This is a genomic window from Pseudoalteromonas sp. SR43-7 (assembly GCF_014163785.1).
Taxonomy (GTDB): Bacteria; Pseudomonadota; Gammaproteobacteria; order Enterobacterales; family Alteromonadaceae; genus Pseudoalteromonas; species Pseudoalteromonas distincta.
Map to the genome: position 1 here is coordinate 44,332 of NZ_JACJDY010000017.1, position 14,369 is coordinate 58,700.

General features: G+C 38.6%; 12 protein-coding genes. 6 read left to right on the forward strand and 6 right to left on the reverse strand.

Going from position 1 to position 14,369, the window contains the following annotated elements; genetic code table 11:
* Positions 1–48 precede the first annotated feature (48 nt).
* On the reverse strand, positions 49–1,890 hold the full coding sequence (locus tag H5087_RS13605; protein WP_182672367.1) for a DUF885 family protein: 1,842 nt from the start codon (positions 1,888–1,890) through the stop codon (positions 49–51).
* Positions 1,891–2,044: 154 nt separating this feature from the next.
* On the opposite strand from H5087_RS13605, the gene H5087_RS13610 reads away from it, so the two are divergent.
* Together H5087_RS13610 and H5087_RS13615 are read left to right on the forward strand one after the other, a co-directional pair.
* The gene (locus H5087_RS13610) at positions 2,045–3,322 is read left to right on the forward strand and encodes an amidohydrolase family protein (RefSeq protein WP_182672368.1); all 1,278 of its coding nucleotides are present in this window, start codon (positions 2,045–2,047) and stop codon (positions 3,320–3,322) included.
* Positions 3,323–3,540: 218 nt separating this feature from the next.
* Complete coding sequence (locus H5087_RS13615; RefSeq protein WP_182672369.1) at positions 3,541–5,961, forward strand: TonB-dependent siderophore receptor; 2,421 nt, start codon at positions 3,541–3,543, stop codon at positions 5,959–5,961.
* Positions 5,962–6,099: 138 nt separating this feature from the next.
* Here the strand turns inward: H5087_RS13615 and adhP are convergent, their stop codons facing one another.
* The gene (gene adhP, locus H5087_RS13620) at positions 6,100–7,110 is read right to left on the reverse strand and encodes an alcohol dehydrogenase AdhP (protein WP_182672370.1); all 1,011 of its coding nucleotides are present in this window, start codon (positions 7,108–7,110) and stop codon (positions 6,100–6,102) included.
* Between the two features lie 204 nt (positions 7,111–7,314).
* Between adhP and H5087_RS13625 the strand changes: the two genes are divergently transcribed.
* The gene (locus tag H5087_RS13625) at positions 7,315–7,860 is read left to right on the forward strand and encodes a GbsR/MarR family transcriptional regulator (protein ID WP_024596846.1); all 546 of its coding nucleotides are present in this window, start codon (positions 7,315–7,317) and stop codon (positions 7,858–7,860) included.
* Positions 7,861–7,900: 40 nt separating this feature from the next.
* Here the strand turns inward: H5087_RS13625 and H5087_RS13630 are convergent, their stop codons facing one another.
* Together H5087_RS13630 and H5087_RS13635 are read right to left on the reverse strand one after the other, a co-directional pair.
* Positions 7,901–8,917 carry a lytic transglycosylase domain-containing protein gene (locus tag H5087_RS13630; protein WP_182672371.1) on the reverse strand — a complete coding sequence of 339 codons (1,017 nt, stop codon included), beginning with the start codon at positions 8,915–8,917 and terminating at the stop codon, positions 7,901–7,903.
* Positions 8,910–9,197 (reverse strand): YcgL domain-containing protein, encoded by a 288-nt coding sequence (locus H5087_RS13635; RefSeq protein WP_008134235.1) that lies wholly within the window; start codon positions 9,195–9,197, stop codon positions 8,910–8,912. Before H5087_RS13635 ends, H5087_RS13630 begins: the two co-directional genes overlap by 8 nt.
* A 155-nt stretch (positions 9,198–9,352) precedes the next feature.
* Between H5087_RS13635 and minC the strand changes: the two genes are divergently transcribed.
* The 3 genes from minC to minE are packed head-to-tail and all read left to right on the forward strand — an operon-like array spanning position 9,353 to position 11,137.
* Entirely contained in the window at positions 9,353–10,057 is a 705-nt protein-coding gene (gene minC, locus H5087_RS13640; RefSeq protein WP_024596847.1) for a septum site-determining protein MinC, read from the forward strand.
* Positions 10,058–10,062: 5 nt separating this feature from the next.
* Entirely contained in the window at positions 10,063–10,872 is an 810-nt protein-coding gene (gene minD, locus H5087_RS13645; protein ID WP_004334708.1) for a septum site-determining protein MinD, read from the forward strand.
* Position 10,873: 1 nt separating this feature from the next.
* Positions 10,874–11,137, forward strand: coding sequence for a cell division topological specificity factor MinE (gene minE, locus H5087_RS13650; RefSeq protein WP_004334706.1), 264 nt, complete (start codon positions 10,874–10,876; stop codon positions 11,135–11,137).
* A gap of 371 nt (positions 11,138–11,508) precedes the next feature.
* Here the strand turns inward: minE and rnd are convergent, their stop codons facing one another.
* Both rnd and fadD read right to left on the reverse strand, forming a co-directional pair.
* On the reverse strand, positions 11,509–12,639 hold the full coding sequence (gene rnd / locus H5087_RS13655) for a ribonuclease D (RefSeq protein WP_182672372.1): 1,131 nt from the start codon (positions 12,637–12,639) through the stop codon (positions 11,509–11,511).
* 51 nt (positions 12,640–12,690) lie between these two features.
* Positions 12,691–14,343, reverse strand: a complete 1,653-nt coding sequence (gene fadD, locus H5087_RS13660; protein WP_182672373.1) for a long-chain-fatty-acid--CoA ligase FadD — start codon at positions 14,341–14,343, stop codon at positions 12,691–12,693.
* Positions 14,344–14,369 lie beyond the last annotated feature (26 nt).

The following is a 14,369-nucleotide window of genomic DNA, read 5'->3' on the forward strand; positions in this document are numbered from 1 at the left end:
ATGGCGCAAAGCCAATACCCTTTCAAAGTACTGGCTTTGCGCTACAAATTAGTTTTGAGATTTAACCCAACGCTTAATTTTTTTCTCAAGGATTGGCATTGGCAATGCGCCATCAATTAATATTTGCGTGTGAAACGCTTTAATATCAAATTTATTGCCGAGTTGTTTTTTAGAAAAATCACGTAATTCTTGAATTTTAAATTGCCCTAGCTTGTAAGAAAGCGCTTGCCCTGGCCATGCTATATAGCGCTCTACTTCAGCAATTACATCGCTCTTTGCCATAGACGAATTTGCAAGCATGTAATCTATACCTTGTTGACGCGTCCACCCTTTTGCATGAAAACCAGTATCAAGCACTAAACGCATTGCGCGTAATTGCTCATCCGATAAACGCCCGTACCACATATAAGGGTCGGTAAATAAGCCTAGCTCTTTGCCTAAGCTTTCTGCGTAAAGCGCCCAACCTTCGGCAAACACCGTATAGCCACCAAATTTACGAAAATCAGGTAAGCCCTCTATTTCTTGCTGAAGTGCTATTTGAAAGTGATGGCCTGGGGCTGCTTCGTGAATCGATAAAGTTTCGAGTAAAAATTTAGGCTGCGCTTTTAAGTTATAAGCATTGATATAAAAAATACCAGGGCGAGAGCCATCAGGCGCCGGAGATGCATAAGATGCACCTGCTGCCGACTGCGCTCTGTAGGCTTCAACTGCTTTTACAACGTAAGGTGCTTTGGGTGCTATGTTAAAAAGTAGAGGTAAACGCGCATCTATTTTTTTCTTAACGTTTTCATATGCCGCAATTAACTCCTCGGGCGTGTCGTAGTAAAATTCATCTGAATCACGTAAATGATCAAAAAATTCAGATAGCTCACCTTTAAAGCCTACGGTTTCTTTTACTTTTTTCATTTCGCTTAAAATACGCGACACTTCACTTAAACCAATGTCATGAATTTCGTCTGCAGATAAGCTAAGCGTTGTGTTTTTCTTAATTTGGTATTCGTACCATGCTTTACCGTTTGGTAAGTCACTGTAACCTACGCTTTCTCGACTATTAGGAATATATTGATTAGCTAAAAAGTCACTCATGCTTTTATAAGCCGGTACTAAGTGCTGCATAATCAATTGACGATACTGCGCTGTAATTTTTTGCTTTTGCTGTGCGCTAAACGATTCTGGTAATTTTTTAATTGGACCCCAAAATAGTGAATCTTCGGCATTTTTAACTACATGAGCTGCAAATTGTGGCTGTAATTTTTCAGCAAGTGGCTTTGGTAACGTAATACCTAGTTTAATGCCTTGCGCCATTGAACGCTCTACACTTGCAAGCCACTTTACAAAACCTTCGCTACGCGAGATAAAAGCGGTGTAATCTTCAACGGTATTAAACGGCTGAGCACTTTGACCTGAACCAAAACCTGCAAAGGTGTTATGCGCACCCGCCATTTGATTTATTGGTAGTAAATAATCAGGGAACTGCATGCCTTCTAATTTAAGTGCAAGGTCACGCTCTAATATTTCAAAACTTAAAAGCGATTGCCCTGTTAACTGTGCTTTATCTATAAAGTTTAATCGCTGTTGATATTTTTTATAAAAAGCTGCCTTTTTTGCTCTATTTTCTTTTGAAATCACAGGCGTGAATTGATCGTTAAACTCATTACGACCATTGTACGTTGCGCTGATGGGGCTATATGTGAGCGATTCATCGTAATACTGTGCAACAAGTACATCGAGTTGTTGCTCTGCTGAAAGCTCTGAAACAATACCTGCTGATGCGTTAGCTGTGTTTAACTGTGTACTGGTATTAGTGTGTGTACTAAGCTCAGTATTCATACAGCCACTTAAAGCAAACATAACGCCACTGGCAACTAATGCTAATTTAATTGATTTCATGATAATCCTTTTTAATATCGTTTTTTAATTATGCGCATTAAAGCGTGCTTAATAAAGAAATTACGATAGATTGCATTCATCGTATTAAATTTGCACTTTTATCTGAACTTGTTACATTTCTATTAATTAAAATATGATTTAAAAGAAAAATAAAATGAAAAAACAACTACTCAGCACCTCTATTGCCTTACTTTGCTTAACCGCTTTTAATACCCATGCAGTTACATACCTATCAGCTAAAGCCATGGTTGATGTTAAAGATGGCAAGCTCATTAAATCGCCCTTAATTACTATTGATGATGGCGTAATTACAAACATTGAACAAAATAAAAAACCAACGCTGACTAAAGATGATAAACATATTCAACTCCCTGATTTAACCCTTATGCCAGGTTTAATGGATATGCATGTGCATTTAACAAGCGACCCTACGGTTCCGCGCAGTGAACGTTTAGGCCAGTCAGTTCCTAGAATGGCAATTAAAGCGGCTCATTTTGCTAAAAGAACCTTAGAAGCCGGATTTACAACAGTTCGTAATGTTGGCGCAGAAGGTTACAGCGTTATAGCGGTGCGTGACGGCATAAATGCGGGTGACATAGTTGGCCCTCGTATTTGGGCTGCGGGGCCATCACTCGGAATTACCGGCGGGCACTGTGATAACAACCGATTACCTCCTGAGCTTAAATATACTTCAAGTGGCGTCGCAGACGGTCCATGGGCTGCGCGTATAAAAGTACGCGAAAACATTAAATACGGGGCAAACGCTATTAAGTTTTGCGCCACAGGTGGAGTATTTTCAAAAGGGACTAAAGTAGGTGCACAGCAGTATTCTTTTGAAGAAATGAAAGCCATCGTTGATGAAGCCCATATGCGAGATTTACCTGTTGCAGCTCATGCACACGGTACAAGCGGGATTAAAACAGCCATTAAAGCAGGTGTTGATAGCGTAGAGCACGCCAGCTTTTTAGATGACGAAGCGATAGCACTTGCCAAAGAGCATGGAACTTGGCTCTCTATGGATATTTATAATACCGAATATACGCTAACTTATGGCGAGCAAAACGGCGTAGACGAAGAAAACCTAAATAAAGAGCGCCAAGTGTCTAAAAGGCAACGTGATAGCTTTAGCCGTGCTGTAAAAGCGGGTGTTAAAATGGTGTTCGGTACCGATGCAGCAATTTACCCGCACGGAGATAATGCAAAACAGTTTAGCCGCATGGTTGAATTTGGCATGACAGAACTACAAGCCATTCAAGCATCAACTATTAATAGCGCTAAGTTATTAAAAATGGATACTCAGTTAGGACAAATTAAAACCGGATTTGCAGCTGATATAATTGCGGTAAAAGCAAATCCTCTTAAAAGTATTAAAACCTTAGAGGCAGTACCTTTTGTAATGAAAGCAGGTGTTGTTTATAAAAACCAGTTGTAAATACACGCTATTAAGGCTGAGTTTACCCAGCCTTAATAAAACTCTCACCTATATTGAATATGCCATAAAAGGGTCACCGCCCCCCTATTAGACTTGTTTTTGTTTGTTAATTATTCGAACAGTTTTATTTAATCAAATAAAATGAACTTTCTATTCACTTTAAAAACAATAACCATTATCATTCGCGCAAATTCAATAACGCGAATAGTTATCACTCTATGAAAACGTTTAAGTACTCTCTTATTACTCTTGCTTGTTTAAATGCAAATGTGGCATTTGCCCAAAATACACAAGTTGATGCTGATATTGAACGCATCAGCGTATACGAAAAGCAAAACCGTGTGGTGATGAGCTCTGGTCTTGCTACTAAATCAGACATGTCTTTAATGGAAACACCTGCACCGGTTGTAATTATTGACCGAGAACTGATTGAATCTCAAGGTGTAGACAGCTTACAAGATTTAGTTAGAAACGTAAGTGGCTTAACACAAGCAGGTAATAATTACGGTATTGGTGATAACTTAGTAATTCGTGGTTTAGATGCAAACTACACCTACGATGGTATGTATGGTGGTGCAGGCCTGGGTAATACATTTAACCCAACTCGTTCACTTACAAATGTTGAATCTGTTGAGGTTTTAAAAGGCCCAGCAACAGGTTTATATGGCATTGGTAGTGCAGGTGGCGTAATTAACCTAATTGAAAAAAAACCAGAGTTTGAAGAAAAACACAAAGTATCGGCTGAGCTTGGCCAGTGGGATAGCTATTCATTATCGTTTGATAGCACTAACGCTATAACAGATAATTTAGCTTATCGTGTAATGGCTAAAACAGCGTCAAGTGACGGCTTTCGCGATTTAAAAGAAGATCGCGACGAAATTTATACCTCGCTTAAATACGTGCTAAACGACAGACAAAACATCATGCTTTCTGCAGCCTATATAAAAGATGAAATAGCGGTTGATTCTATTGGTCACCCTATTCGTATTTACAACGCAGAAACTGCAAACGGTTTAAGCGCAGGTGAAGTAACCGGTGCCGATTTAGTAAACGATCCGACAGGAAGCGGCGTACAGTTAAGTGATGCACAACGCGACCAACTTGCTAATTCGCTATCTGCATCTGATGGCTTAACACCTTATAGCTTTGGCACAAATGGTATTATTTCACCAATGGCTGATGCCAACGAAGGTGAAGAGCTGCGTTTTAAATTAACGCATAACTACTACATTACTGACGATTTGTTTTTAAACCAGCAGCTACAGTACCGCAACTACACATCTAGTTTTGCACGCCAAACAGGTGCATATAACTACGTCTATTCAACGCGCAGTGGAATTATCAATAACGACCCCCGAGCTCCATTAGTTGAAGACGGTGTACTTTACCCATATGCAGCACGCCGCCAAGAATACCGCCAAGTAGAAGCAGATGAAAAATCATGGCAGTACTTCTTAGATTTACGTTATGACTTTATGTTAGGCGACGTAGATAACGAATTACTAGTTAACGCCAACTACGAAGATAGAGATATTCGTTTTAAACAATTCTCAATATGGGATCAAGATTACGTACTCACAAACAATGATGGTGATGTAACGTACCAAGGTTCTTTGCCGTATATTTACGATATAAGAGAACCAAATTGGCCAACCGGTAACTTTGAAAATTACGATCCGCTTAAAACAAGTGACTACAATAAAAAAGTACAAGCATGGGGCTTAGGTATTCAACATGTAGGCTACATAACTGAAGAACTTACAACGCGTATTGGTGTGGCATATAACCGAATTGAGCAAACTTATGAGCACTTTGGTGTTGATGAGCGTTACAGCTCTAGCCGTGCAGAGCCAACTCCTGAAGCGAGTACATCAGATTCTGGCTTAACGTATAACCTGGGTGCGACGTATCAGCCATCTGAAGATTTATCTGTATTTGTAAATCATTCAAAAGGGCGTACAGCGTATAGTGTATTAGGCTCTGTGGCAGGTAATGAAGCTGACCGAGAAGATTCAGAGTCTATAAGTAACGACCTAGGCTTTAGATTTAAAGCATTTGATGACCAACTACTCGCATCTGTTGTTATATTTGAAAGCTCTCGTACTAATTTAGAATACGCAAACCCGCTTTATGACGCTTTAACATCAAGCTCAGATGTACCTGAAAGCTATTATGATGGTAAAGAACAAACAAAAGGTGTTGAGCTTGATTTAAATGCTTACTTGAACGATAAATGGAAAGTAAACGTAAACGGTATTTATCAAGATGCACGTGACAAAAGTAATCCTAATAGCAGCAGTTACGATACACGCCAAAAAGGTGTGCCTTACGTAACAGCAAGTACATGGGTAACCTACTACGCAGATATGTTTAATTTACCTGAGGCTGTAAATATAAGTGGTGGTATTACGTTTGTAGATAACAGAAGTACTAATTCAAGTTCGTTTTCGATTCCTGATGGTTATGTACCAAGTTACACGACTTACGATACAGCTGTATCGTATACAACTGATAAATGGCATATGCAGTTAAACTTAAATAATTTGTTCAACAAAAAGTATTATTCAAAAGCAATGTTTTTAGGTGGTATGCTAGGGGAAGAGCGTAATGCAAAACTAAGTTTTAGTTACACACTTTAATTGGTTAACCTGAACTCTGGATAATAAATCTATCTCAAGCAGCTATTTTCAGCGCTCAGGTTAGTTAAATACTTAAAAAGCACGGTTTTCTAATTTAGAAGCCGTGCTTTTTTGTGTTTTATAAACGCTTAATCTAAATTAAATAGTAACCACTATGCGACCGTTGATTTCACCTTTGAGCATATCATCAAAAATTTCATTAATGTCCTCTAAACGCTTTTCTTCGATAATTGCTTTTACTTTACCTTGAGCGGCAAATTCCAAGCATTCTTGCAAATCTTTACGCGTACCAACAATGGACCCTACTACTGACACACCATTAAGCACAGTATCAAAAATAGGAAGCGGCATATCCTCTGGAGGTAATCCCACTAATACACATTTACCGCCACGGCGTACACTTTTATAGGCTTGTTCAAACCCCGCTTTAGACACCGCAGTACAAACAACACCATGCGCGCCACCGACTTGTTCAAAAATAGCTTCGCTTGGAACCACCTCTTTAAAATCGAGGGTGATATCTGCGCCTAGCTCTTTAGCAAGCGCGAGTTTTTCTTTACCTGTATCAACAGCTATTACATTAAAACCCATTGCTTTAGCGTACTGTACTGCTAAATGACCAAGCCCGCCCACACCAACAATAGCAACCCACTGCCCTGGTTTAGCACCGGATACTTTTAATGCTTTATAGGTTGTAACACCTGCACAAAATAATGGAGCAGCCTCAGAAAAACCGAGTTCTTCTGGTATTTTTACAACGTAGTCGCCATGCGCTAAACAATATTCTGCATAACTACCGTCAATGGAATAGCCAGTATTGTGCTGCGATAAACACAGTGTTTCTTTACCATCTAGGCAAAACTCACAGTGCCCACATGCACTATAGAGCCAAGGAATACCGACTCTGTCGCCAACTTCTAAGTGTTTTATATTGCTTCCGACTTTTTCGATAACGCCGACACCTTCGTGCCCTGGTACTAATGGCATTTTTGGTTTTACTGGCCAATCCCCATGACAGGCATGTAAATCGGTATGGCAAACGCCACAGGCCGCTATTTTTACTAAAACATCATTTATTCCCACCTCAGGAATTGGTAAGTCTGTTATTTCTAATTTACCTTTGTATTGAGTATTAATTGCAGCTTTCATAGTCATTCCATCGTATGTGAAAAAATTAAAAATAAGATTTTATTTACGTATTGTTGTGTACAACATATCCCAATATAGATGTATAAATATTAATCTAAATCATATTTTAGTCATTTAAATTAACTTATAAGCCTGCTAAGAACTTGCTATCCATAATGAGCGTGCTAGCATTTACTTTCTGAAATTACTGAAAGTTACTAAGCTATGAGTTTATCCGAAAAGAATTTTGCCTTTGTAATGCATTGTGGTGAGATGGGCAGCCGCTGGGGATTCAATCGTACGATCGGACAAATGTGTGGTTTGCTGATTATTACTAAAAACCCAATGACAGCTAATGAGATTGCAGATGCGCTTAGTATTTCTCGCGGTAATGTAAGTATGGGCATTAAAGAGCTGCAATCGTGGCAGTTAATTAAAGTACAGCATATTCCTGGCGATCGTAAAGAGTACTACGCCCCTGCTGGCGATATATGGGATATGGCAAATCGCGTATTTGAAGAACGTAAAAAGCGCGAAATTGAGCCCACCTTAACGCTACTACGCGATAACTTATTAGACGAAGCCAGTAACGACGATGAACTTTACGCACAAAAACAAATGGGTGAGATTCACAACCTACTTGAAACAGTCACTAAATGGTCATCAGAACTACAGCGTTTAACGCCAGAGCAACTTAATAAGCTAATGAAGCTAGGTTCTGGAATTGGTAAAGTTATTGACCTAAAAGAAAAGATATTCAAAAAAGAATAAAGCCGCAATTGCGGCTTTATTTATAGGTATATTTTAAAAATTAGATTTTTGGATAACCAATTCTATCCGACAAGTAACCTACACTAGTAGCAAAGTAATACGATCGATTCCAATGCATAAACACTTTGTAGTTATCGTACGCTAAGTACATACGGCCATTTATATCATCAGGCATAACCAGCGCAGCACTTACGTCTACATTAGGTAAATCAGAACCATCAGCTTTACGAACACCCAGTGCTTGCCAATCAGCTAATGAGCGCTCTGAGTCATTCCAATATTCTAACCACTGCTTGCGAGTTTTGGTACCACGCACTAAAACGTATTTACTATCAAAGTTTTCAGGTAACTGAACTTGGCGACCCCACGTAAGAGAGTCGTTCCAGCCTTCTTGCTTTAGATAATTAGCAATTGAGGCAAAAGCATCTTCTTTTGTAGTCCAAATATCTTTACGACCATCGTTGTTGTAATCAACCGCGTAAGCATTAAAAGAGGTAGGCATAAATTGCGTTTGCCCCATTGCGCCTGCCCAAGAGCCTTTAAATTTATCAAGCGTTATGTGGCCCGACTTTAAAATATCCAGTGCAGCCCAAAGTTGGCGCTTATAAAGTGCTTCACGGCGTCCATCAAAAGCAAGTGTCACTAATGATGAAATAACGTTATGACCGCCTTGAATTGTACCAAAGTTACTTTCAAGCCCCCAAAGCGCGACTATAAAGCGTGCTTGTACGCCAAACTCTTTCGCTACTTTTTCAAGTACCTCTTTGTTTTCTGCGTAAAGCTTACGTGCGCGGTCAATTTTCCATTGTGGTACACGTTTTGGTAAATACGTTTCAAGGGTTTCTTTTACTTCTGGCTGGTTTTTGTCAGCCGAAACCACTTTTTCTTTATACGTTGCTGTTGCAAACGCATCGTCAATAAGTTTGGCTTCGTAACCTTTTGCGATAGCTTCTTGCTTTAAATTCGCTAAATAATCTTGAAATTCAGCCTGAGTTTTTGCCATAACAGGTGAGCTTAAACATACACCACATAATATAACGATAAGTTTTTTAATCACTATCAACTCCATTGTCTTTTCGTAATTGGCTTAGCAAATTTTGCTCAGGTGGTGGAATTTGTAAGTAGTAGCCTTTATCAGGATTTGATAACGCTGCTTTTACAGTTTCTAAATCTGCCCCACCTAAATGCTCACGTTTTGCTAAATTGATGATCATCACATAAACAGGTTGACCAAACATAGTCATCAAAGGTTCCGGAACTTTGCTAAAATCATCTCTTTTTTCAACAAATAAGAACGTATCCGCTTTTTTCTTACTTTTATATACTGCAGTGAGCATTATGGCCCTATAAATTCTTGCTTAACAATGCCGCACACTATAACATGAGAGTAATAATAAGTTAGAAAAATTAGATTAGAAATTTCAATAAAGGCCCTATTCAGCCTACGTTTATCTAAAATTAATTTCTAATCAGACAAATCAATTGAGCGTGTATGTCGGACCAAATTTTTGAGTTAAAAGGGAATCTTTTTACGTTATCAGTTTTGCATCTTTATAGTACTGATATAAACCTTTTAGCAGAACAACTGTATGTAAAAATAGCCCAGGCCCCTAAGTTTTTTGAGGGTGCGCCTATTGTCGTTAATTTAATTGAAATTAAAAACAGTTCACTTGATTTTGTTCACTTAAAATCATTAATCGAGCGAATGAGTTTTAATGCGGTTGGTGTGTGTAATGGCTCAGATGAGCAACATACTCAAGCAAAGGCTGCTGGCTTATCTGTTTTAAATTATTCACAAGACGTTAAGAGCGAACCTGTTAAACAAGAGCCCAATACATCGATTGTAGAAAAAACGGTGCATTTACCAGCGCAAATTATCAGCGGTACAGTTCGCTCTGGACAACAAGTTTATGCAAAAGATAGAGATTTGATAGTACTTGGCGCAGTTAGTCATGGTGCGGAAGTCATTGCCGATGGGAATGTGCATATTTATGGCACGCTACGCGGCCGCGCTATTGCAGGCGCAAAAGGTTTTAAAGAAGCACACATTTTTTGCCAAAAACTTGAAGCCGAGCTGGTTTCAATAGATGGTAACTACTGGATCAGTGATTCGCTACAAGGTGAACATTGGGGAAATGCAGTGCAAATACAACAAAAAGACGAATCATTAGAAATTTCAGCTTTGGTTAAAGGATAAATCTCATGGCAAAAGTAATTGTCGTTACCTCAGGTAAAGGCGGTGTTGGTAAAACAACATCAAGTGCTGCAATTGGCACAGGCTTAGCGTTAAAAGGCTATAAAACAGTTATTATCGACTTTGATATTGGTTTACGTAACTTAGATTTAATTATGGGTTGTGAACGCCGCGTTGTTTATGACTTTGTAAATGTAATTAATGGTGAGGCAAACCTTAACCAAGCGCTTATTAAAGATAAACGTGTAGATAAATTATTTTTACTACCTGCTTCACAAACTCGTGATAAAGATGCTTTAACACGTGAAGGTGTTGAACGCGTACTAAATGAACTAAAAGAAGACTTTGATTACATAGTATGTGATTCACCAGCAGGTATTGAAGCTGGCGCTATGATGGCAATGTACTTTGCTGATGAAGCAATTGTAACAACAAACCCAGAAGTGTCGTCAGTTCGAGATTCAGATCGTATTTTAGGTATTTTACACAGCAAATCAAAACGTGCTGAAGAAGGCCTAGAAAATATTAAAGAACACTTACTATTAACACGCTATAACCCTGGTCGTGTTGAAAAAGGTGAAATGCTATCGGTAGAAGATGTGCAAGATATTCTGTCAATCCCATTATTAGGGGTTATTCCTGAATCGCAAGCGGTATTAAGTGCTTCAAACTCAGGCCAACCTGTTATATTGGATACAGAATCTGATGCAGGCCAAGCTTATTCTGATGCAATTAACCGCTTACTAGGTGAAACCGTCGATTTTCGCTTCTTAGACGTTGAGAAAAAAGGCTTATTTAAACGGATTTTTGGAGGTTAACGTGTCTTTACTTGACTACTTCCGCTCAGAAAAGAAAAACAGTGCGTCACTAGCAAAAGAGCGATTGCAGATCATTGTCGCGCACGAGCGTTCTCAACGAGGAACGCCGGATTACTTACCACAATTAAAACAAGATATTTTAGATGTGATCCGTAAATACGTGAACGTAAGTACCGATGCAGTTCAGGTTCAGTTTGATCAAAACGAAGACGATTTAGCCGTACTTGAGCTAAACGTTACACTACCTGATGAAGAAAAGAAGTAATTGAAGAAAGGGCGCTTTATAAGCGCCCTCTTTATTTTCATTTACTATGTAATAACTTTCTAAATATCTATGTTTTAATCCCTTGCATACAACTAAAACTTTTTCACTATGTAACACAAAAATTATAGATAATACCAATTCGCTTAATTAATTGATCTATTTTGAGGATGGAAAAACGTGTTGATAGTTAGGCAAAAAAAATCGCTATTTAGTTGTTCTCGGCAATTGCTCCTGCATTGCTCTACCTTCTGCATCCATGCAGTCGTAAATGAGATTTTTTTAACACAGGTAACGACACGTTTAGCGCCGCAAAATGATTAAGTATTATTGCGGATTGGTATAAGTATTACACAGTAAAAAAATATCCAGTCTTAAGTATCCCATTCTTTTAAAGCGTCTTTAACGTAGTTATAGCGCCAAGAGCTTAATAAATCAGGCTTAATATGGCTTTCTTTTTGTTTTGACGTTAACTTCCAATTCCAACTAATCAATTGATTAATTTGCTTTTTAGAGGCCATAACGTCTTCTGGTATATTGTGCTCTTTAGCGACTTTAGTGATCTTTTGTTTAATATCTTTGGCTACTTTTTTATAGGTAGGAAAATCAATTAAGCGCTTAAGTACATCAGGATGCTCAGCATCTGGTACTGCTTTGGCAACTTCAATACACTTGATTATATCTACACCAGAGCGATTAACTTCAATAGCTTCAACTCCTGGAATTTGACGTAGAGCATTTAAACTTGAAGGACCACGTTTGGCAATTTCAGTCATGTTATGTTCTTTTAACACAAAATTTAGCGCTAAATTTTTCTTAATGGCTTTGTTTCTGCGCCATACAGCAAGTTCTTTTAAAACCGCAAGTTCGTGCGGTTTGAGTTGCCATGCATTTTTAATATCTTTATATAAAAGCTCGTCTGGTGTTTGAAACGCACGTTTTTTAGCTATCAGCTCACTCTCGTTTATTACAATGTCAAAGAACCCAGCGGCATTAATACGCTCTATAATCAGCTCGAAACACGGCAATAAGTAAAAAGTATCTGCAGCAGCATAATCTAACTGTTTTTTAGTTAACGGACGTTGCAGCCAGTTAGTGCGTGACTCACTTTTATCTATTTCAATACCTTGCAACTCTTTTACCATAAGGGCAAAGCCCATACAGTTACCTTCCCCAAGTAACTGCAACGCAAATTGTGTATCAAAAAGTGGGGATGGAACAAAGCCTGCGTATTTTTGAAAAACCTCAATATCTTCTGAAGGAGAATGCAGTACTTTTAAAACACTAGGATCTTTTAGTATTTCCCAAAAATCGAATAATGAGAGCTCAGCTAACGGATCGATAAGCGCTAAATGCTCACCATCAAAAACTTGGATAAGTGCAACTTCTGGATACAAAGTGCGACGACGCATAAACTCAGTATCAATAGCTAAAATAGGCTTATTTTTTATTTGTTCAACAAAAGTGTTCAGTTGATTTTGGGTTTCGATCAATTGGTATTGCACTTAATCTCCTACAATAAAAAAGCCGACATATGTCGGCTTTTTTATAGGTTGCTAATCTTTCAAGGCTCTTCGGAGTATTTTACCTACGTTAGTTTTAGGTAACTCATCCCTAAACTCTACCAGTTTTGGGACCTTGTAATTAGTTAAATTATCACGACAGTGACTTATTATATCTTTTTCAGTTAAAGAAGGGTCTTTTTTAACAACAAAAACTTTAACTTGTTCACCACTTACATCGTGAGGAATACCAATAGCAGCAACTTCAAGCACACCTTCGTGCATAGCCACTACCTCTTCTATCTCATTAGGGAAAACATTAAAGCCAGATACAATGATCATGTCTTTTTTGCGATCTACAATAAAGAAGAAACCTTCATCGTCATAAGTTGCAATATCACCTGTTGCAAACCAGCCATCTTTTAAACATTCAGCTGTTGCATCTGGTCGATTGTAATAGCCCACCATAACCTGCGGGCCTTTCACACACATTTCACCCGGTTCACCTTTAGCGGCCTCTTCACCGTTATCAAGTATTAGCTTAATCTCAGTATTAGGCGCAGGCAAACCAATAGAGCCGTTATATGCTTCTAAATCATAAGGACTAATAGTTACTAATGGAGAACATTCTGTAAGGCCATAGCCTTCCATTAATTTTGAGCCAGTCACTTTTTGCCACTTTTCAGCAACAGGACGTTGCACGGCCATACCGCCACCAAGTGACATTTTTAAATGACTGAAATCAAGTTCAGCAAAACCTGGTGTGTTTAATAAACCGTTAAATAACGTATTAACACCAGTAATAGCTGTAAATTTATGCTGACCTAGCTCTTTAACAAACCCAGGCATATCTCGTGGATTTGTGATTAATATATTTAAACCACCGTACTTCATAAACGTCAGGCAGTTAGCTGTTAAAGCAAATATATGATAAAGCGGTAAAGCGGTAACAACAACTTCTGTACCACGATTTAACACTTTGTCTAAACAGCCTGAAACTTGCTCAAGGTTACCAACCATATTGCCATGGCTCAGCATTGCCCCTTTTGATACACCTGTTGTGCCACCGGTGTACTGTAAAAAAGCAAGATCGGACAAGCTCATTTCAGGACGTGTATATTTAGTTTCATCTGCAGCTAAAACGTCTGAAAAGTTAATTGTGTTTGGTAAGTTGAACTTTGGCACCATTTTTTTAATGTGCTTAACAACAAAGTTAACTATGTGCTTTTTAAGCCCACCAACCATGTCGCCTACTTGCGTTACTACAATGTGTTTAACATCAGTGTGTGCAAGTGACTTTTCAAGTGTGTCAGCAAAGTTTGCTAAAATGAAAATAGCGGTAGTGTCAGAATCCTTTAACTGATGCTCTAACTCACGCACAGTGTAAAGTGGGTTAACATTTACAACCACACAACCTGCACGTAAAATACCTAAAATGGTGACTGGTGTTTGTAGTAAGTTAGGCATCATTACGGCAACTTTGTCGCCTTTTTTAAGACCTAAATCATTTTGGATGTAGGAGGCAACCTTTTTAGTTGCTGTATCTATTTCGCTATAAGACAGCGTTTTACCCATATTAGTAAATGCAGGTAAATCGGTGTAGTCAGTAAAACTTTTTTCGAACACTTCGAGTAACGAGTTGTAATGCTCAGGATCGATTGTTTCAGGCATACCCTCTGGGTAGCGCTTAAGCCAGATTTTTTCCACTCTTAGCCCCTGTTTATAATTATATT

Excerpts from the sequence above, each read along its gene's own strand:
- H5087_RS13635 (WP_008134235.1), bottom strand. The coding sequence starts at position 9,197 with ATGCTCACTGCAGTATATAAAAGTAAGAAAAAAGCGGATACGTTCTTA.
- H5087_RS13625 (WP_024596846.1), top strand. The coding sequence starts at position 7,315 with ATGAGTTTATCCGAAAAGAATTTTGCCTTTGTAATGCATTGTGGTGAG.
- minD (WP_004334708.1), top strand. The coding sequence starts at position 10,063 with ATGGCAAAAGTAATTGTCGTTACCTCAGGTAAAGGCGGTGTTGGTAAA.
- H5087_RS13610 (WP_182672368.1), top strand. The coding sequence starts at position 2,045 with ATGAAAAAACAACTACTCAGCACCTCTATTGCCTTACTTTGCTTAACC.
- H5087_RS13605 (WP_182672367.1), bottom strand. The coding sequence starts at position 1,890 with ATGAAATCAATTAAATTAGCATTAGTTGCCAGTGGCGTTATGTTTGCT.
- H5087_RS13615 (WP_182672369.1), top strand. The coding sequence starts at position 3,541 with ATGAAAACGTTTAAGTACTCTCTTATTACTCTTGCTTGTTTAAATGCA.
- adhP (WP_182672370.1), bottom strand. The coding sequence starts at position 7,110 with ATGAAAGCTGCAATTAATACTCAATACAAAGGTAAATTAGAAATAACA.
- minC (WP_024596847.1), top strand. The coding sequence starts at position 9,353 with ATGTCGGACCAAATTTTTGAGTTAAAAGGGAATCTTTTTACGTTATCA.